Here is a 17,633-nt window from a genome sequence, read left to right as displayed (position 1 = left end):
CGCCGACCCGCGCGGGCGTCCTGCTGCCGGCACCGCGGCGCCGGCCTGGCACGATGACGGGGTGACCGCACCACAGACGCCCTCCGAGAACCAACCGCCCGAAGAGCCGCACCAGCCGCAGGCCGCCCCCGTCGAGGCAACCGGCGCCACCGCCGAACCCGGCGGCGCCCCCGAGTTCGCCCGCGAGCTGCGGGAGGGCGTGCTGATCGCCCTTGCGGTCGCCGTGAGCGGGGTGGTGCTGGGCGTGCTGTGGGCCTGGCTGGCCCCGCGCGTCCCGCTGATCGCGGACACCCGCAACGTCTACCTGAAGAACACCGAGGGCGAGGAGGCGATCGGCGCCGACGGCACCTTCGCCCTCCTGGCGTTCGGCTTCGGCGTGGTCACCGCGGCGGTGGTCTTCCTCGTCCGGCGGCGCGGCGGCATCCCGCTGGTGGTCTCGCTGGCCGTGGGCGGGCTGCTGGGCGCCGTGCTGGCCTGGGTGACGGGCATGTGGCTGGGCCCCACGCCGGACGTGGTCGCGCACGCCAAGCAGGTCGGTGCCGGGGTCGTCTTCGACGGCCCGCTGCGGCTCCAGGCCAAGGGCGCCCTACTCGCCTGGCCGATCGCCGCGATGCTCACCCAGATCGTGCTGACCGGGCTGTTCGGGCCGCGCGATCCGGAACTGGACGGGCCGGTGGTGCCGGACTGGTCCGGACACCACCAGCCGCCGGTCGGCTGACCGCCGCGCCGGCCGTCCGCTCAGGACGGCCGGCGACCGTGGTTGGCCCGGCCCTTGCGCACGCGCCACTTCCGCTTGCGGGTCCTCTTCGACATGGACGCACCTCCCCTCCGGAGGTAACCGGGCAGGAGGTGCGTGCGGTAGCCGCGGTGCGGTGCGGGCGGGGGCAACCGGGGGCGCGTGGCGGCGCCGGTCGGGGTCAGCCCCGCGCGATCGGCGCGAACCGCGCGCCGGTCAGCGCGGCCAGGTCGGCGGGGGCGAGCTCGACCTCCAGACCGCGCCGGCCCGCCGAGACGCAGACCGTCGGTCGGGTCTGCGCCGAGGCGTCCACCACCGTCCGCAGCCGCTTGCGCTGCCCCAGCGGCGAGATCCCGCCGACGACGTAACCGGTGCTGCGCTCGGCCGCCGCCGGATCGGCCATCGCGGCCCGCTTGCCGCCCACCGCGGCGGCCAGCGCCTTGAGGTCCAACGAGCCGGACACCGGCACCACGGCCACCGTGAGCGCGCCGTCCACGTCCGCCAGCAGCGTCTTGAACACCTGGTCGGGGGAGACCCCGAGCGCCTCGGCGGCCTCCTCGCCGTAGGAGGCGGCCGCCGGGTCGTGCGTGTATGCGTGGACCGTGAACGGGACGCCGGCCGCGGTCAGCGCCACCGTCGCGGGCGTGCCGCCGGACTGCGCCGCGCCCTTCTTCCCCTGCTTCGGCTTCTTCGCCACCGTGCCTCGCCTCGTTCGAACGCGAAAGTCCCCCGGCCCCGGGAACGGAGACGCCCGGGGTGCGGTGCGTCAGTTGGGGCTGGTCGGCTGCCGGGTCAGATCCACCGCCGGCAGCGACGGGAGCTTACCGATCACCGCGGACTCCCGGCGCAGCAGATCCAGCTCCTGCTGCAGCCGGGCCGCGGTGTCCGGCGCCGCCAGCAGCTCCTGCTTGGCGGGCACGTCCAGCACCGCCGCCGCCGCGACCAGGTACGACAGCACCGAGGGGTCGGCGGGCAGGTCCTGGTCGCTGGCGAGGGTCCGCTCGTTCGCCCAGGCCAGCCGCTTCTGGTAGGTGCGAAAGGTCCGCACCACGCCGGAGGCCAGCGCGCCCGCGCCCTCGCCCTGCTCCTCCTCCAGGGGGGCCAGCTCGGCGGTCAGGTACGGCCCGGAGGCGTCCACCGACAGCAGTTGGAAGCGCGTGGTGCCGGTGGCCAGGACCTCGTAGCCGCCGCCCGACTTCTCACGGATGGTCGCCGCGTCCGCGATGCAGCCGACGGTGTGGAAGGCGACGAGCGGATCGTCGCCGAAGCCCGCAGCCGGGCCGGTGGCGGTCGGCGCGGTGGCGTCCGGCAGCCCCGGCGCGGTGGGGGCGACCTCCCGGCCGTCCCGGATGGCGACCACCGCGAACCGCCGGTCGTCCTCCGGGCGGTCGAGGAGGTCGCCCATCATCGCCCGGTAGCGCGCCTCGAAGACGTTCAGCGGCAGCACCAGGCCCGGGAAGAGCACCGAGTTGAGCGGGAACAGCGGCAGACGCACGGAGGACACAGTGGGTAAGCCTAGAGCCTGTACCCGGGACGGCCGCCACCGGACGGGCCCTAAGCCCGTCGCAGCAGCCGGGAAGCGCCGGCCGCGACCGTCGTCGCCAGCACCCAACCCGTCATGATCATCACGGCCGACACCCACTGCGCGGCGCCCGCCGGCTTCCAGGCGCTGCCCTGGTAGAGGTCTATCACCGGCAGCAGCAGGTCGAGGGAGTACAGGTACGGGTTCCACGTCGGCGACTCGTCGTGCTTGAGGGGCGGCGGCGGGTACGAGGAGAAGTAGGCCGTGCCGATCGCCCAGAGGATCACCATCCACACCGCGGCCCGACCGGGGCGGTAGCCGTAGGCCACCGTCCAGTCCTGGAGGAAGCCCCACGCCTTCGCGGCCAGCGGCAGCGTCTCGCGCCGGCGCCGCTGCTTGGCCAGCAGCACCTCCCGGGCGTCCGCGTCCTCGCCCATGGCGCGCAGCGAGGCGGCCAGCATCTCGTACGGCTCGGGCGCGTACTCCGGGGTCGCCGCGGCCACCCACTGCAGCCGCGACGCCAGCGGGAAGTGGCCCCGCGGGATCAGCGTCTCGTAGGAGAAGCCGGCCATCATCAGCCCGCCCAGGCCCGGCCAGCTCGCCGACTTGTCGACGAGGTTGACGACCCGGGCGCCGGAGAGGATCACCCGGCCGCGCTGCGGACGCTCGCCCAGGAACCGCAGCTCCGGCGTCTGGATCCGGCGCAGCGACAGCTCCTGGTCGGACTCCATGATGAACCGGGCGTGCTCCAGGTCCACCGCGTCCCCGAACCGCCCGTCGTCCAGCCGCACCCCGCCCTCGCACTCGAAGCGCTGCATCCGGGTGCCGCGGGCCGGGGTGTGGGTGATGCCGTACGGGGGCGTGGCGCCGCTGGAGAACGGGGAGTTGGCCAGGCCCGCGGCGGTGAGGTAGAGGGTCCGCTCGACGGTCAGCTGGGGGGCGTTCAGTGCCCGGCGGCCGAACGGATTGCTCAGGTGACTGCCGCGCAGGCTCAGCGACACCCCGACGGTGGCGCCGCGCAGCGACAGCTCGCCGTAGGACTCCAGCATCTCGGCCTGGAGGTCCTGGGCGACGGTGAGCCCGTCCGCCATGATCGACCGGCCCTGCCGGTCCTTGTGCACCACCACCTGATTGAGCATCAGGTCGGTGCCGATGTGCGCGTCGGTGAGGCGGACGCCGGAGTGCACCACGCAGCGCGGCAGGTGCAGGTCGCCCTCGGTGTGCAGCCGGGCCGCCTCCAGCCGGGGTATCGCGCAGTTGACCATGCGCAGGGTGGTGAACCGGCTCTCCGGCAGCAGCACCTCGGCCTCGAAGCGGCAGTCCCGCAGCTCCACGAATGGCTTGATCGTGCCGCCCGCAAGGTCGAGAGTGTCCGTGATGTACGCGCCGGTCAGGTGCAGCCCGGACACCCGGCCGGGCTGCGCCGGCGGTCCGTCGAGCAGCAGCAGGGCCACCACCCGCGCCCGGACCCGGCGCTCCGGGCCCCACAGGTGCTGCCCGTGCGGGTCGTCCCGGGACGGCTCGCCGGTGTGCAGGTTGCAGGTGCTGCCGTTGCGGAACGCCTGCCACATGCTCCATTCCGCGGACGTCAGTCGCAGGTCGGCGGGTGCATCGCCGTCCCTGGCTCCGGTCACTGTGGCTCCCCCTTGCTCTCAGCGGTGCCTGCCGGCAGGCCCTGTCTGGTGGTCGTCGGTCGTCGGTCGTCTTCCGTGGTCCGGCCGTCGCCGTGCGGGCGCGGTGGTGCGGCGGCCGCCCGTCCGGGGCGGTGCCGGCGGTCGGGCCGGTACGCGGTCGCGATACCTGTTCGGATGCATCCCGGCGGGCGCTCTTGCGCCCGCGCCGCGGTCGTCCCCGTGTGCCCGCACCGACCCCTTGCCCGCCCGGTGACCGGTTGAACACGCGTGGTCAGGGCCAACTCCGGTCAACTTCGGGGGCCGGTCCGACGGCCGTCCGGCCCGTGCGTCACTGCGTATCACCCAGTGATACGGCCGCTCGGGCCCGACGAGCGGTCTGAGACACTGGGGGAGTGATCTCCCGAATCGATCTGCGTGGTGCCGCCCTCCCCGAGGGCGCCGCGCTCCGCGACCTGCTGCCCCGTGCCGAGTTCGACGTGGAAGCCGCCCTGGAGAAGGTGCGGCCCATCTGCGAGGACGTACGCCATCGCGGCACGGCGGCGCTGATCGAGTACGCGCGGCGGTTCGACGGTGTCGAGATCGAGCGGGTCCGGGTCCCCGCCGAGGCCCTCACCGAGGCCCTCGACGCGCTGGACCCGAAGGTCCGCGCCGCCCTGGAGGAGTCCATCCGGCGCGCCCGGATCGTCCACCGCGAGCAGCGCCGCACCGACGTCACCACCAAGGTCGTGCCCGGCGGCACGGTCACCGAGCGCTGGGTACCGGTCGAGCGGGTCGGCCTCTACGTCCCCGGCGGCCGGTCGGTCTACCCGTCCTCCGTCGTCATGAACGTGGTCCCCGCGCAGGAGGCCGGCGTCACCTCGCTCGCCGTCGCCTCCCCGCCGCAGGTGTCCTCCCCGTCGCAGCCGTCCTTCCACGGGCTGCCGCACCCCACGATCCTCGCCGCCTGCGCCCTGCTCGGCGTCGACGAGGTCTACGCCGCGGGCGGCGCCCAGGCCGTCGCGATGTTCGCGTACGGCACCGCGGAGTGCGCCCCCGTCAACCTGGTCACCGGCCCCGGCAACATCTACGTGGCCGCCGCCAAGCGCCTCCTCAAGGGCCGGATCGGCATCGACTCCGAGGCCGGCCCGACCGAGATCGCGGTCCTCGCCGACCGCACCGCCGACCCGGTGCACGTCGCCGCCGACCTGATCAGCCAGGCCGAGCACGACCCGATGGCCGCCGCGGTCCTGGTCACCGACTCCGTGGAGCTGGCCGACCGCACCGAGAAGGAGCTGGCCCCGCAGATCGAGGCCACCAAGCACGTCGAGGACCGGATCGTGCCGGCGCTGTCCGGCCGGCAGTCCGCGATCGTCCTGGTCGACGGCCTCGACGAGGGCCTGACGGTGGTGGACGCCTACGGCGCCGAGCACCTGGAGATCCAGACGGCCGACGCCGCCGCGGTCGCCGCCCGGGTCCGCAACGCCGGCGCGATCTTCGTCGGCCCCTACGCCCCGGTCTCCCTCGGCGACTACTGCGCCGGCTCCAACCACGTCCTGCCCACCGGCGGTTGCGCCTGCCACTCCTCGGGCCTGTCCGTCCAGTCGTTCCTGCGTGGCATCCACGTCGTGGACTACTCGCGGGAGGCACTGGCCGAGGTCGCCCACCACGTGGTGACCCTCGCCGAGGCCGAGGACCTCCCGGCCCACGGCGCGGCACTCAAGGCCCGGTTCGACTGGACGGTTCCGCAGAGCAAGTGAGCAGCCAGATGACCAAGAACGCCCCCGTGTCCCGCATGGACCAGCTCCCGATCCGGGACGAGCTGCGCGGCAAGTCCCCCTACGGCGCGCCGCAGCTGGACGTCCCGGTGCGCCTCAACACCAACGAGAACCCCTACCCGCTCCCCGAACCGCTGGTGCAGCGGATCGCCGAGCGGGTCACCGAGGCCGCCCGCCAGCTCAACCGCTATCCCGACCGGGACGCGGTCGAGCTGCGCACCGCGCTGGCCGCCTACCTCACCCGCACCGCGGGCCACGCCGTCGCCGCCGACCAGGTCTGGGCCGCCAACGGCTCCAACGAGGTCATCCAGCAGCTGCTGCAGACCTTCGGCGGCCCCGGCCGCACCGCCCTCGGCTTCGAGCCGTCGTACTCCATGCACGCGCTGATCTCGCGCGGCACCGGCACCGGCTGGCTCTCCGGCCCGCGCAACGACGACTTCACCATCGACCTGGCGGCGGCCCGGGCGGCCATCGCCGAGCACCGGCCCGACGTGGTCTTCGTCTGCTCGCCGAACAACCCCACCGGCACCGCCGTCGAGGCCGACACCGTCCTCGCGCTGTACGAGGCGGCCCAGGCCGCCCGCGCCGACGCCGCCGGTGCGCTGGTGGTCCTCGACGAGGCGTACGGCGAGTTCAGCCACCACCCCTCGCTGCTGCCGCTGATCGAGGGCCGGCCCAACCTGGTGCTCTCCCGGACCATGTCCAAGGCGTTCGGCGCCGCCGGGCTCCGCCTGGGCTACCTCGCCGCCGACCCGGCCGTGGTCGACGCGGTGCAGCTGGTCCGGCTGCCCTACCACCTCTCGTCCGTCACCCAGGCCACCGCGCTCGCCGCACTGGAGCACACCGATACGCTCCTGAAGTACGTGGCACAGCTCAAGGAGGAGCGCGACCGCCTGGTGACCGAACTGCGCGCGATCGGCTGCCAGGTCGTCGCCTCGGACGCCAACTTCGTCCAGTTCGGCCTCTTCGACGACGCGCACGCCATCTGGCAGGCCATCCTCGACCACGGCGTGCTGGTCCGCGACAACGGCGTACCGGGCTGGCTGCGGGTCACCGCCGGCACCCCGGCCGAGAACGACGCGTTCCTCGACGCGGTGCGCGCGGTGCTCAAAGAACGCAGCCTGAAGGAGAACAAGCGATGAGCGGGGCGACCGCCCGGGTGGGGCGCGTGGAGCGCACCACCAAGGAGACGACGGTGCTGGTCGAGATCGATCTCGACGGCACCGGCCAGGTCGACGTCTCGACCGGCGTCGGCTTCTACGACCACATGCTCGACCAGCTCGGCCGGCACGGCCTCTTCGACCTCAAGGTCAAGACCGACGGCGATCTGCACATCGACACCCACCACACCATCGAGGACACCGCCCTCGCGCTGGGCGCCGCCTTCAAGCAGGCGCTCGGCGACAAGGTCGGCATCTACCGCTTCGGCAACTGCACCGTCCCGCTGGACGAGTCGCTCGCCCAGGTGACCGTCGACCTCTCCGGCCGCCCGTACCTGGTGCACACCGAGCCGGAGACCATGGCGCCGATGATCGGCACCTACGACACCACGATGACCCGGCACATCCTGGAGTCGTTCGTCGCCCAGGCGCAGATCGCCCTGCACGTCCACGTGCCCTACGGCCGCAACGCCCACCACATCGTGGAGTGCCAGTTCAAGGCACTCGCCCGGGCGCTGCGCTACGCCAGCGAGCGCGACCCGCGGGCGGCCGGCATCCTGCCGTCCACGAAGGGCGCGCTGTAATGAACGGTCTGTCCACCGTCTTCATCCTGGTGGGGCTCTTCCTGCTCGGCGGGGTGTACTCGTTCTGGAAGCAGAAGATCCCCAAGTCCGTGATCGTCCTGATGGCCATCGCCTCGGCGATGTGCCTGGTGGCGGGTGTGATGCGACTGGAGGTGTGGAATTGAGCGCCGCGCAGTCGCCGGCCAAGAAGGTCGTCGTCTTCGACTACGGCTTCGGCAACGTCCGCTCCGCCGAGCGCGCCCTGGCGCACGTCGGCGCGGACGTGGAGATCACCCGTGACTACGACACCGCGATGAACGCCGACGGGCTGCTGGTGCCCGGCGTCGGCGCGTTCGCCGCCTGCATGCGCGGTCTGCGAGAAGCCCGCGGCGACTGGATCGTCGGCCGTCGACTGGCCGGTGGCCGTCCGGTGCTGGGCATCTGCGTCGGCATGCAGGTCCTCTTCGGCCGGGGCATCGAGCACGGCGTGGAGACCGCCGGCCTGGACGAGTGGCCCGGCACGGTCGGCCCGCTCAAGGCCGAGGTGGTCCCGCACATGGGCTGGAACACCGTCCGCGCCGCCGCGGACTCCCAGCTCTTCGCCGGGCAGCCCGCCGACGCCCGCTACTACTTCGTGCACTCCTACGCGGTCCACGACTGGGAGCTGGAGATCGGCAACGAGCACCTCGCGCCGCCCAAGGTCACCTGGGCCACGCACGGCGAGCCGTTCGTGGCCGCGGTCGAGAACGGCGCGCTGTGGGCCACCCAGTTCCACCCCGAGAAGTCCGGCGACGCCGGTGCCCAGCTCCTCACCAACTGGATCAGAACCCTGTGAACCCCGTGAACCCCGTGAACGCTGTGAAGAAGCTTGAACTGCTGCCCGCCGTCGACGTCCGCGACGGCCAGGCCGTCCGCCTGGTGCACGGCGAGTCCGGCTCCGAGACGTCCTACGGCGACCCGTTGCAGGCCGCCCTGACCTGGCAGCGGGCCGGCGCCGAGTGGCTGCACCTGGTCGACCTGGACGCCGCCTTCGGCACCGGTGACAACCGCGCGCAGATCGCCGAGGTCGCCCGCTCCATGGACATCAAGGTCGAGCTGTCCGGCGGCATCCGCGACGACGACTCGCTGGCCGCCGCGCTGGCCACCGGCTGCACCCGGGTCAACATCGGCACCGCGGCGCTGGAGGACCCGGAATGGGTCGCCAAGATCATCGCCGAGCACGGTGACAAGATCGCGGTCGGCCTGGACGTCCGCGGCACCACCCTGCGCGGCCGCGGCTGGACCCGGGACGGCGGCGACCTCTACGAGACGCTGACCCGCCTGGACTCCGAGGGCTGCGCCCGCTACGTCGTCACCGACATCAACAAGGACGGCACGCTCCAGGGCCCCAACCTGGAACTGCTCAAGAACGTCTGCGCGGCCACCGACCGCCCCGTCGTCGCCTCCGGCGGCGTCTCCTCCCTCGACGACCTGCGGGCGATCGCCGCGCTGGTGCCCGAGGGCGTCGAGGGCTCCATCGTCGGCAAGGCGCTCTACGCGAAGGCGTTCACCCTCGAAGAGGCACTGGCGGCGGTGTCGTAGCCGCGGGTGCGCAACCGACCACATGGGAGGCGGCGTGATGAGCATCGAGCGCGTACGGACCGACAGTCCGTGGGAAGAGACCATCGGCTTCGCGCGCGCGGTGGCCGCCGGCGACCGGGTCCTGGTCGCCGGCACCATGCCGCTGGTCGGCGGCGTCCTCCAGGGCGAGGGTGACCCCTACGTCCAGACCAAGGTCGCCTTCGGGAACGCGCTGGCGGCGCTCAAACCCTTCGGGCTGGGCGCCGCCGACGTCCTGCGCACCCGGATGTACCTGACCCACCTGCGGGACGCGGACGCCGCCGCCCGCGCCCACCGCGAACTGTTCGAAGCCGCCCCACCCGCCACGACCCTGGTCGTGGTCTCCGGCTTCGTCGACTCCCGCGTCCTGGTGGAAGTAGAACTAGAAGCGTTCCGGGACCTGTCCCCGGAAACCGAGCGAGAGGGCTGAACGACATGACCCTGGCGGTCCGCGTCATTCCCTGCCTGGACGTCGACAACGGCCGTGTCGTCAAGGGCGTCAACTTCCAGAACCTCCGTGACGCCGGGGACCCGGTGGAGATGGCGAAGGTCTACGGCGACGAGGGCGCCGACGAACTGACCTTCCTCGACATCACCGCCTCCTCCGGCAACCGCGAGACCACCTACGACGTGGTCCGCCGCACCGCCGAGCAGGTCTTCATCCCGCTCACCGTCGGCGGCGGGGTGCGCACCGCACAGGACGTCGACAAGCTGCTGCGGGCCGGCGCCGACAAGGTGGGCGTCAACACCGCGGCGATCGCCCGCCCGGAGCTGATCAAGGAGATCGCCGAGCGGTTCGGCAGTCAGGTGCTGGTGCTCTCCGTCGACGCCCGCCGCACCGCGTCGGGGTCCTTCGAGGTCACCACCCACGGCGGGCGCCGTTCGGCCGGGATCGACGCCGTCGAATGGGCGCACCGGGCCGCGGAGTTGGGCGCCGGCGAGATCCTGTTGAACTCCATGGACGCCGACGGCACCAAGGACGGCTACGACGTGGAGATGATCGAGGCGGTGCGCCGGCACGTCAGCGTCCCGGTGATCGCCTCCGGCGGTGCCGGCAAGCTCACCGACTTCGCCCCCGCGGTGGCGGCCGGCGCCGACGCGGTCCTGGCCGCCTCCGTCTTCCACTTCGGCGACCTGCGCATCGGCGAGGTCAAGGGCGCGCTGCGGGAGGCGGGACACCCGGTGCGGTGACGTCCCGCGTGCGGGCCCGGTGCCCGCACCGCACGGGGCCCCCGCCGCGTCCTCGCGGTGGGGGCCCCGTGCGTTCGAGGCCCGCGCCGGGTCAGCGCTTCTTGCGGACCGCCCGGACGAACTCCCGGTTCATCTTGGTGATGCTGAACAGCGGGATGCCCTTGGGGCAGGCCGTGGCGCACTCGCCGGCCAGGGTGCAGCCGCCGAACCCCTCGTCGTCCATCTGGGCCACCATGTCCAGCACCCGGGTCTCGCGCTCCGGGGCGCCCTGCGGCAGCACGTTGAGGTGGTTGACCTTGGCGGAGGTGAAGAGCATCGCCGCGCCGTTGGGGCAGGCCGCGACGCAGGCGCCGCAGCCGATGCACTCGGCGTGTTCGAAGGCGAAGTCGGCGTCCGGCTTGGGCACCGGCGTGGCGTGCGCCTCGGGGGCGGCGCCGGTCGGCGCGGTGACGTAGCCGCCGGCCTGGATGATCCGGTCGAAGGCCGAGCGGTCCACGACCAGGTCCTTCACCACCGGGAACGCCGCCGCCCGCCACGGCTCGATGTCGATGGTGTCGCCGTCCTGGAAGGAGCGCATGTGGAGCTGGCACGTGGTGGTCCGCTCCGGGCCGTGCGCATCGCCGTTGATGACGAGCGAGCACGCGCCGCAGATGCCCTCGCGGCAGTCGTGGTCGAAGGCGACCGGGTCCTCGCCCTTGAGGATGAGTTCCTCGTTGAGGGTGTCGAGCATCTCCAGGAACGACATGTCCGGGGAGATGCCGTCCACTTCGTACGTGGACATGGTGCCCGGTGCGTCGGCGTTCTTCTGGCGCCAGACGCGCAGGGTGAGGGACATCGCGGGGGTCGTCCCCCGGGGGGCGGCGGTCATGCGTAGCTCCGCTGGGTGGGGTGGACGTACTCGAACACCAGGTCTTCCCGGTGCAGGGTGGGGGCGGTGCCGGTGCCGGTGAACTCCCAGGCGGCGGCGTAGGAGAACGCCTCGTCCCGGCGGGCGGCCTCGCCGTCGGGCGTCTGCGACTCCTCGCGGAAGTGGCCGCCGCAGGACTCGCCGCGGTGCAGCGCGTCGAGGCACATCAGCTCGGCGAGCTCCAGGTAGTCGACGATGCGGTTGGCCTTCTCCAGCGACTGGTTGAACTCCTCGCCGGTGCCGGGCACCTTGATGCGCCGCCAGAACTCCTCGCGGATCTGCGGGATCCGGTCCAGGGCCTTGCGCAGGCCCTCTTCGGTGCGGGCCATCCCGCAGTACTCCCACATGAGTTCGCCGAGCTCGCGGTGGAAGGAGTCGGGGGTGCGGTCGCCGTCGACGGCGAGCAGCAGGTTCAGCCGGTCCTCGGTGTCGGCCAGCACCTCCTGCACGTCCGGGTGGTCGGCCGCCACCTCGTCGCCGTGCGGGTGCTTCGCCAGGTAGTCGTTGATGGTGGCGGGGAGCACGAAGTAGCCGTCGGCCAGGCCCTGCATCAGTGCCGAGGCGCCCAGGCGGTTGGCGCCGTGGTCGGAGAAGTTGGCCTCGCCGACGGCGAACAGGCCCGGGATCGTGGTCTGCAGGTCGTAGTCGACCCACAGGCCGCCCATCGTGTAGTGCACGGCCGGGTAGATCCGCATGGGCACCTGGTACGGATCCTCGTCGGTGATCCGCTGGTACATGTCGAAGAGGTTGCCGTACTTGGCCTCGACGGCCGCGCGGCCCATCCGCTGGATCGCGTCCGCGAAGTCCAGGTACACGCCCTGGCCGCCGGGGCCGACGCCGCGGCCCTCGTCGCAGACGTTCTTCGCGGCCCGGGAGGCGATGTCGCGCGGCACGAGGTTGCCGAACGAGGGGTAGATCCGCTCCAGGTAGTAGTCCCGCTCGTCCTCGGGGATCTCGTGCGCCGGCCGGGTGTCGCCCTTGGCCTTCGGCACCCAGATCCGGCCGTCGTTGCGCAGCGACTCGCTCATCAGCGTCAGCTTCGACTGGTGGTCGCCGGTGCGCGGGATGCAGGTCGGGTGGATCTGGGTGAAGCAGGGGTTGGCGAAGTACGCGCCGCGCCGGTGGGCCCGCCACACCGCGGTGGCGTTGGAGTTCATGGCGTTCGTCGAGAGGTAGAAGACGTTGCCGTAGCCGCCGGAGGCGAGCACCACCGCGTCCGCGAAGTAGGTGGAGATCTTCCCGGTGATCAGGTCGCGGGCGACGATGCCGCGGGCCCGGCCGTCGACGACGATCACGTCGAGCATCTCGGTGCGCGGGTGCATCTCGACGTTGCCCGCGGCGATCTGCCGGGACAGCGCCTGGTAGGCGCCGAGCAGCAGCTGCTGGCCCGTCTGGCCGCGGGCGTAGAACGTCCGGGAGACCTGGACGCCGCCGAAGGACCGGGTGTCCAGCAGACCGCCGTACTCGCGGGCGAACGGCACGCCCTGCGCCACGCACTGGTCGATGATCTCCACCGAGATCTGGGCCAGCCGGTGGACGTTGGACTCCCGGGCCCGGAAGTCGCCGCCCTTGACGGTGTCGTAGAAGAGGCGGTGGACGGAGTCGCCGTCGTTGCGGTAGTTCTTCGCGGCGTTGATGCCGCCCTGCGCGGCGATGGAGTGGGCCCGGCGCGGCGAGTCCTGGTAGCAGAACTGGACGACGTGGTAGCCCTGTTCGGCGAGGGTGGCGCCGGCCGAGCCGCCGGCCAGGCCGGTGCCGACGACGATGACCGTGTGCTTGCGGCGGTTGGCCGGGTTGACCAGCTTGGCCTCGAAGCGGCGGGTGTCCCAGCGCTCGGCTATGGGGCCGGCGGGGGCCTTGCTGTCGACGACCGGTTCCCCGGTCGTGAAGTCGGTGTAGGTCATGGTCAGCTCACCAATCCGGTCATGACGCCCACGGGGACGGCGATGAAGCCCAGGGTCAGCACCAGCGCGAGCACGTCGGCCAGGGTCTTCAGGAGGCGGTCGCGGCTCCGGCTGCCGGCGCCGAGGGTCTGCGCGGCGCTCCAGAAGCCGTGCCGGACGTGCAGGCCCAGCGCGAGCATCGCGACGAGGTAGATGACGTTGCCGTACCAGGTGGAGAAGGTGTCCACGACGTTCTGGTACGGGTGGCCCGGCTGGAAGCCGCCGGCGTGCACGGTGCCGGTGGTCAGGTCGAGCACGTGCCAGACGATGAACAGGCCGAGGATGATCCCGCCCCACCGCATCGTGCGGGTGGCGTAGCTGGCCCGCGGCTTCTTGTGCACGTACTTGGTCGGGCGGGCCTTGATGTCGCGCCTGCTGAGCTGGTACGCGGAGGTGGCGTGCGCGACGACGGCGGCCACGAGGACCACGCGGAACACCCAGAGCGTCCACTCGTAGTGCATGAACGGCTCGCCGAGGGTGCGCAGCCAGTGCGCGTATCCGTTGAAGGTGGCGGGCCCGAAGAAGATCTTCAGGTTGCCGAACATGTGGACGACGAGGTAGCCGAGCATGATCAGGCCGCTGACGGCCATCACTGTCTTCTTGCCGACGGTGGAGTCCCACAGTGCGCGCCCGCCCGTCGGCCGACCGCCGGGGCGCCGTGGCGCGGGGTTCTTCTTCGGCGGCCGTTGGTCCGTCCGTGTTGCCAGTGCCATGAGTCCCGACGGTAGGGACGCGTCCGCCATCAGTCCAAGACATGGTCCAGCTGATCTCGATAGGCTGGCCCTATCGTTGCCTTATATTCCCCTTATGCAGCTACAGCAGCTCCGCTACTTCACGGCCGTGGCCGACACCCGCCACTTCACCCGCGCCGCCGAACGCGAACACGTCGCCCAGCCCTCGCTCTCCCAGCAGATCCGGTCCCTGGAACGGGAGTTGGGGGCCGAGCTCTTCCACCGCGCCCGCGGCCACATCACCCTCACCGACGCCGGCGAAACCCTGCTGCCGCTCGCCCGCCGGATCCTCGCCGACACCGAGACCGCCCGCCGCGAGGTCCAGGAGGTCGCCCAACTGCGCCGCGGCCGGCTCCGCCTCGGCGCCCCGCCCAGCCTCTGCGCCAGCCTCGTCCCCGATGTGCTCAGCGCCTTCCACGCCGCCTACCCGGGCGTCGACCTGATCGTCAGCGAGGACGGCTCCCAGGACCTGGTCCGGGCCCTGGCCGACGGCGACCTGGACCTGGCGCTGATCATCACGCCGCTGCCCGGCCAGGCCCCGGCCCTGGCCACCGCGGAGCTGCTGCGCGAGGAACTGGTGGTGGTCTCCGCCCCCGGCCGCCCGGCACCGGTGACCGGCCGGCGCACCCGGATCCGCGTCGAGGACCTCCGCGGCCGCCCCCTCGCGATGTTCCGCCGCGGCTACGACCTGCGGGAATTCACCACCGCCGCGTGCCGCGCGGCCGGCTTCGAACCCACCTTCACCGTCGAGGGCGGCGAGATGGACGCGGTCCTCGGCTTCGTCCGGGCCGGGCTCGGCATCGCCGTCGTCCCCAGCATGGTCGCCGAACGCTCCGGCCTGCGCATCACGCCGTTCGCCACCCCCGGCATGCACCGCGTGATCTCCGTGGCCCACCGCGGCGACGTCTCACCGCCGCGCGCCGCCCGCGAACTGGACCGCATCCTGCGCGCGCACCTGGCCGACGACGCGCCCTGAGGGGCGGCGCCCGCCGGGGAAGGCCCCGGCCCGCGCCCCGTCAGACCCCCAGCTTCGCCGCCCGCAGCTTCGCCACCGCGTCCTGCTCGCCGTCCAGCTCCACCTTCGCCGCGTCCAGCCGGCCGAAGGCGAACATCGTCAGCTCACCCGGCTCGCCGGTGACCGTCACCACCGGAGCGCCCCGGTGCGCCACCACGGTCTGCCCGTCCGGCCGCCGCAGCACCACGCCGACCGGCGCCTTCCGGCCCAGCACCCGGGCCGCCCGCTCCAGCCGCGTCCACAGCGCGTCCGCGAAGACCGGGTCCAGCTCGCGCGGCGTCCAGTCCGGCTGGGCCCGCCGCACGTCCTCGGCGTGCACGTAGAACTCGACGGTGTTCGACGCCTCGTCGATCTGCTTGAGTGCGAACGGGGACATCTTCGGCGGACCCGTCCTGATCAGGCCGATCAGTTCCTCGTACGGCTTCGCCGCGAACTCCGCCTGCACCCGCTCCAGCCGCGCCGCCAGCGGCTTCAGCACGATCCCCGCGGACGCGTCCGTGCGCCGCTCGCGGACCACCAGGTGCGCGGCCAGATCCCGCGTCGTCCAGTCGTCGCAGAGCGTCGGCGCCTCCGGGCCCGCGCTCTCCAACAAGTCGGCCAGAAGGAGCCGTTCACGCTTCGCATGGGTCGACATACCGCCAGCCTACGACCGCTGCGCGTCCCCTGCCACGGCGCACCCGCCCCGGCCCGGCGCCGCCGTCACCAGTGCAGCACGACCACCGCCACCACCACGGCCGCCACCAGCGACGCCGCGAACACCGCCGCCAACACCCGCACCGCGACCTTCGCCGTCCGGTCCGGATCCGGCGGCGGCGCAGCGGGGGGCGCGGCGGTGGAGCCGGCGCGTGCGTCCGGGGGCTGCTGGTCCATTCCAGCAGGATGCCGCACGGCACAATGGACCCATGACCAGCAGTCGCGCCACCGCCCCCGCCCTGGACCCCGCCGTCGCCGCCCGCCTCAAGCGCGACGCCGACGGCCTCTTCCCGGCCATCGCCCAGCAGTACGACACCGGGGAAGTGCTCATGCTCGGCTGGATGGACGACGAGGCGCTGCACCGCACCCTCACCACCGGCCGCTGCACGTACTGGTCCCGCAGCCGCCGCGAATACTGGGTCAAGGGCGACACCTCCGGGCACGTCCAGTACGTGAAGTCCGTCGCCCTCGACTGCGACGCCGACACCGTGCTGGTCAAGGTCGACCAGGTCGGGGCGGCCTGCCACACCGGCGCCCGCACCTGCTTCGACGCCGACGTGCTGGCCGACGCACCCACCGCCGACCAGTAGGCTCCGCTGCCATGACCACGGGAACCACCGGCACCGCCGCACCGGACCTCGACACCTTCCGCACGCTCGCCAAGGACCGACGGGTCATCCCCGTCACCCGGCGCCTCCTGGCGGACGGCGACACCCCGGTCGGCCTCTACCGCAAGCTCGCCGCCGAGCGCCCCGGCACCTTCCTCCTCGAATCCGCCGAGAACGGCCGCACGTGGTCGCGGTACTCGTTCATCGGCGTCCGCAGCGCCGCGACGCTCACCACCCGCGACGGGCAGGCGCACTGGCTCGGCACCCCGCCCGTCGGCGTCCCCACCGGCGGTGACCCGCTCGACGCGCTGCGCGCCACCGTCGAGACCCTGCACACGCCCCGCGACCTCATCGAGGGCGAGGGCCTGCCGCCCTTCACCGGCGGCATGGTCGGCTACCTCGGCTACGACATCGTGCGCCGCCTGGAGAAGGTCGGCGACCACGCCACCGACGACCTCGGCCTGCCCGAGCTCACCATGCTGCTCACCTCCGACCTCGCGGTCCTGGACCACTGGAGCGGCACGGTCCTGCTGATCGCCAACGCGATCAACCACAACGACCTGGAAACCGGCATCGACGAGGCGTACGCGGACGCGGTGGCCCGTCTGGACGCCATGGCCGACGACCTCTCCCGCCCCGCGCCCGCGAGCGCCGCCGCGCTCCCGCCGACCTCCGTGCCCACCTACACCGGCAAGTGGGGCGGCGAGGCGTTCATGGCCGCCGTCGAGGACGTCAAGGAGCGCATCCGCGCCGGCGAGGCGTTCCAGGTGGTGCCCTCGCAGCGGTTCGAAACCCCCTGCACGGCCAGCGCGTTGGACGTCTACCGCGTGCTGCGGGCCACCAACCCCAGCCCGTACATGTACCTCTTCCGCTTCGAGGGCGACGACGGCCGCGCCTTCGACGTGGTCGGCTCCAGCCCCGAGGCGCTGGTCAAGGTCGAGGACGGCCGGGCCATGGTGCACCCCATCGCCGGCACCCGCCCGCGCGGCGCGACCGTCCAGGAGGACCAGGCGCTCGCCGACGAGCTGATGGCCGACCCCAAGGAGCGCGCCGAGCACCTGATGCTGGTCGACCTGGGCCGCAACGACCTGGGCCGGGTCTGCGAGCCCGGCAGCGTGGAGGTGGTCGACTTCATGTCCGTCGAGCGCTACAGCCACGTCATGCACATCGTCTCCACGGTCACCGGCACGGTCGCCGCCGGCCGCACCGCCTTCGACGTGCTCACCGCCTGCTTCCCCGCCGGCACCCTCTCCGGCGCCCCCAAGCCGCGCGCCCTGCAGATCATCGACGAGCTGGAACCGACCCGGCGCGGCATCTACGGCGGCTGCGTGGGCTACCTGGACTTCGCCGGCGACTCCGACACCGCCATCGCCATCCGCACCGCCCTGCTGCGCGACGGCACCGCCTACGTCCAGGCCGGCGCCGGAATCGTCGCCGACTCCGACCCGGCCGCCGAGGACACCGAGTGCCGCAACAAGGCCGCGGCCGTCCTGCGCGCCGTCCACACCGCCAACCACCTGGGGAAATGACCCGGCGCACCCCCGCCCACCGGCGCACCGGGGCCGGTGGGCGATAGT

The 17,633-nt window shown here is 72.7% G+C and carries 20 protein-coding genes; 12 read left to right on the top strand and 8 right to left on the bottom strand.

Annotated features, from left to right (window positions below):
• Window positions 1–61: 61 nt before the first annotated feature.
• Window positions 62–718 (top strand): ABC transporter permease, encoded by a 657-nt coding sequence (locus ACJ6WD_RS18730; RefSeq protein ID WP_376558316.1) that lies wholly within the window; start codon window positions 62–64, stop codon window positions 716–718.
• A gap of 199 nt (window positions 719–917) precedes the next feature.
• Here ACJ6WD_RS18730 and ybaK read toward each other — a convergent pair whose 3' ends face one another.
• The 3 genes from ybaK to ACJ6WD_RS18715 all read right to left on the bottom strand — a co-directional run bounded on the left by ybaK (window position 918) and on the right by ACJ6WD_RS18715 (window position 3,892).
• On the bottom strand, window positions 918–1,433 hold the full coding sequence (ybaK, locus tag ACJ6WD_RS18725; RefSeq protein ID WP_233658138.1) for a Cys-tRNA(Pro) deacylase: 516 nt from the start codon (window positions 1,431–1,433) through the stop codon (window positions 918–920).
• A gap of 69 nt (window positions 1,434–1,502) precedes the next feature.
• Window positions 1,503–2,240 carry an LON peptidase substrate-binding domain-containing protein gene (locus tag ACJ6WD_RS18720; protein WP_016578160.1) on the bottom strand — a complete coding sequence of 246 codons (738 nt, stop codon included), beginning with the start codon at window positions 2,238–2,240 and terminating at the stop codon, window positions 1,503–1,505.
• Window positions 2,241–2,290: 50 nt separating this feature from the next.
• Window positions 2,291–3,892: an oxidoreductase gene (locus tag ACJ6WD_RS18715; protein ID WP_233658139.1), complete on the bottom strand. Its 1,602-nt coding sequence runs from the start codon at window positions 3,890–3,892 to the stop codon at window positions 2,291–2,293.
• Between the two features lie 392 nt (window positions 3,893–4,284).
• Between ACJ6WD_RS18715 and hisD the strand changes: the two genes are divergently transcribed.
• From hisD to hisF, 8 genes are read left to right on the top strand one after another with little or no spacing between them, the layout of a single operon-like run.
• Window positions 4,285–5,628 (top strand): histidinol dehydrogenase, encoded by a 1,344-nt coding sequence (gene hisD, locus ACJ6WD_RS18710; RefSeq protein ID WP_233658140.1) that lies wholly within the window; start codon window positions 4,285–4,287, stop codon window positions 5,626–5,628.
• Window positions 5,629–5,636: 8 nt separating this feature from the next.
• Entirely contained in the window at window positions 5,637–6,788 is a 1,152-nt protein-coding gene (locus ACJ6WD_RS18705) for a histidinol-phosphate transaminase (protein ID WP_020929504.1), read from the top strand.
• Entirely contained in the window at window positions 6,785–7,390 is a 606-nt protein-coding gene (gene hisB / locus ACJ6WD_RS18700; RefSeq protein WP_016573062.1) for an imidazoleglycerol-phosphate dehydratase HisB, read from the top strand. Before ACJ6WD_RS18705 ends, hisB begins: the two co-directional genes overlap by 4 nt.
• The gene (locus ACJ6WD_RS18695; protein WP_016573061.1) at window positions 7,390–7,554 is read left to right on the top strand and encodes a hypothetical protein; all 165 of its coding nucleotides are present in this window, start codon (window positions 7,390–7,392) and stop codon (window positions 7,552–7,554) included. Before hisB ends, ACJ6WD_RS18695 begins: the two co-directional genes overlap by 1 nt.
• On the top strand, window positions 7,545–8,204 hold the full coding sequence (hisH, locus tag ACJ6WD_RS18690) for an imidazole glycerol phosphate synthase subunit HisH (RefSeq protein ID WP_376446501.1): 660 nt from the start codon (window positions 7,545–7,547) through the stop codon (window positions 8,202–8,204). Before ACJ6WD_RS18695 ends, hisH begins: the two co-directional genes overlap by 10 nt.
• Window positions 8,205–8,227: 23 nt before the next feature.
• Window positions 8,228–8,950, top strand: a complete 723-nt coding sequence (gene priA / locus ACJ6WD_RS18685; RefSeq protein ID WP_233658142.1) for a bifunctional 1-(5-phosphoribosyl)-5-((5-phosphoribosylamino)methylideneamino)imidazole-4-carboxamide isomerase/phosphoribosylanthranilate isomerase PriA — start codon at window positions 8,228–8,230, stop codon at window positions 8,948–8,950.
• Window positions 8,951–8,987: 37 nt separating this feature from the next.
• A complete protein-coding gene (locus ACJ6WD_RS18680) occupies window positions 8,988–9,398 on the top strand; it encodes a Rid family hydrolase (protein WP_016573058.1) in 411 nt (136 codons plus the stop codon).
• A 5-nt stretch (window positions 9,399–9,403) separates the two neighbouring features.
• Window positions 9,404–10,159, top strand: a complete 756-nt coding sequence (gene hisF / locus ACJ6WD_RS18675; RefSeq protein WP_016573057.1) for an imidazole glycerol phosphate synthase subunit HisF — start codon at window positions 9,404–9,406, stop codon at window positions 10,157–10,159.
• 91 nt (window positions 10,160–10,250) lie between these two features.
• On the opposite strand, the gene ACJ6WD_RS18670 is transcribed toward hisF, so the two are convergent.
• The 3 genes from ACJ6WD_RS18670 to ACJ6WD_RS18660 are packed head-to-tail and all read right to left on the bottom strand — an operon-like array spanning window position 10,251 to window position 13,722.
• Window positions 10,251–10,994, bottom strand: coding sequence for a succinate dehydrogenase/fumarate reductase iron-sulfur subunit (locus ACJ6WD_RS18670; RefSeq protein ID WP_016573056.1), 744 nt, complete (start codon window positions 10,992–10,994; stop codon window positions 10,251–10,253).
• Between the two features lie 29 nt (window positions 10,995–11,023).
• On the bottom strand, window positions 11,024–12,970 hold the full coding sequence (locus ACJ6WD_RS18665; protein WP_233658143.1) for a fumarate reductase/succinate dehydrogenase flavoprotein subunit: 1,947 nt from the start codon (window positions 12,968–12,970) through the stop codon (window positions 11,024–11,026).
• A gap of 2 nt (window positions 12,971–12,972) precedes the next feature.
• Window positions 12,973–13,722, bottom strand: a complete 750-nt coding sequence (locus ACJ6WD_RS18660; protein WP_267952695.1) for a succinate dehydrogenase — start codon at window positions 13,720–13,722, stop codon at window positions 12,973–12,975.
• Between the two features lie 94 nt (window positions 13,723–13,816).
• Between ACJ6WD_RS18660 and ACJ6WD_RS18655 the strand changes: the two genes are divergently transcribed.
• On the top strand, window positions 13,817–14,716 hold the full coding sequence (locus ACJ6WD_RS18655; RefSeq protein WP_233658144.1) for a LysR family transcriptional regulator: 900 nt from the start codon (window positions 13,817–13,819) through the stop codon (window positions 14,714–14,716).
• Window positions 14,717–14,756: 40 nt separating this feature from the next.
• Here the strand turns inward: ACJ6WD_RS18655 and ACJ6WD_RS18650 are convergent, their stop codons facing one another.
• On the bottom strand, window positions 14,757–15,389 hold the full coding sequence (locus tag ACJ6WD_RS18650) for a TIGR03085 family metal-binding protein (RefSeq protein ID WP_233658145.1): 633 nt from the start codon (window positions 15,387–15,389) through the stop codon (window positions 14,757–14,759).
• Window positions 15,390–15,454: 65 nt separating this feature from the next.
• Window positions 15,455–15,625 carry a hypothetical protein gene (locus ACJ6WD_RS18645; protein WP_233658146.1) on the bottom strand — a complete coding sequence of 57 codons (171 nt, stop codon included), beginning with the start codon at window positions 15,623–15,625 and terminating at the stop codon, window positions 15,455–15,457.
• Window positions 15,626–15,657: 32 nt separating this feature from the next.
• Between ACJ6WD_RS18645 and hisI the strand changes: the two genes are divergently transcribed.
• The gene (gene hisI, locus ACJ6WD_RS18640) at window positions 15,658–16,038 is read left to right on the top strand and encodes a phosphoribosyl-AMP cyclohydrolase (RefSeq protein ID WP_233658147.1); all 381 of its coding nucleotides are present in this window, start codon (window positions 15,658–15,660) and stop codon (window positions 16,036–16,038) included.
• Window positions 16,039–16,049: 11 nt separating this feature from the next.
• A complete protein-coding gene (locus tag ACJ6WD_RS18635) occupies window positions 16,050–17,585 on the top strand; it encodes an anthranilate synthase component I (protein ID WP_233658148.1) in 1,536 nt (511 codons plus the stop codon).
• Window positions 17,586–17,633: the final 48 nt, after the last annotated feature.

This window comes from Streptomyces sp. VTCC 41912 (assembly GCF_045799175.1).
In the GTDB taxonomy this organism is placed as follows: domain Bacteria; phylum Actinomycetota; class Actinomycetes; order Streptomycetales; family Streptomycetaceae; genus Streptomyces; species Streptomyces albulus_C.
The sequence above is the reverse complement of the archived record's forward strand: the minus strand, read 5'-3'. Positions and strand labels throughout refer to the sequence as shown.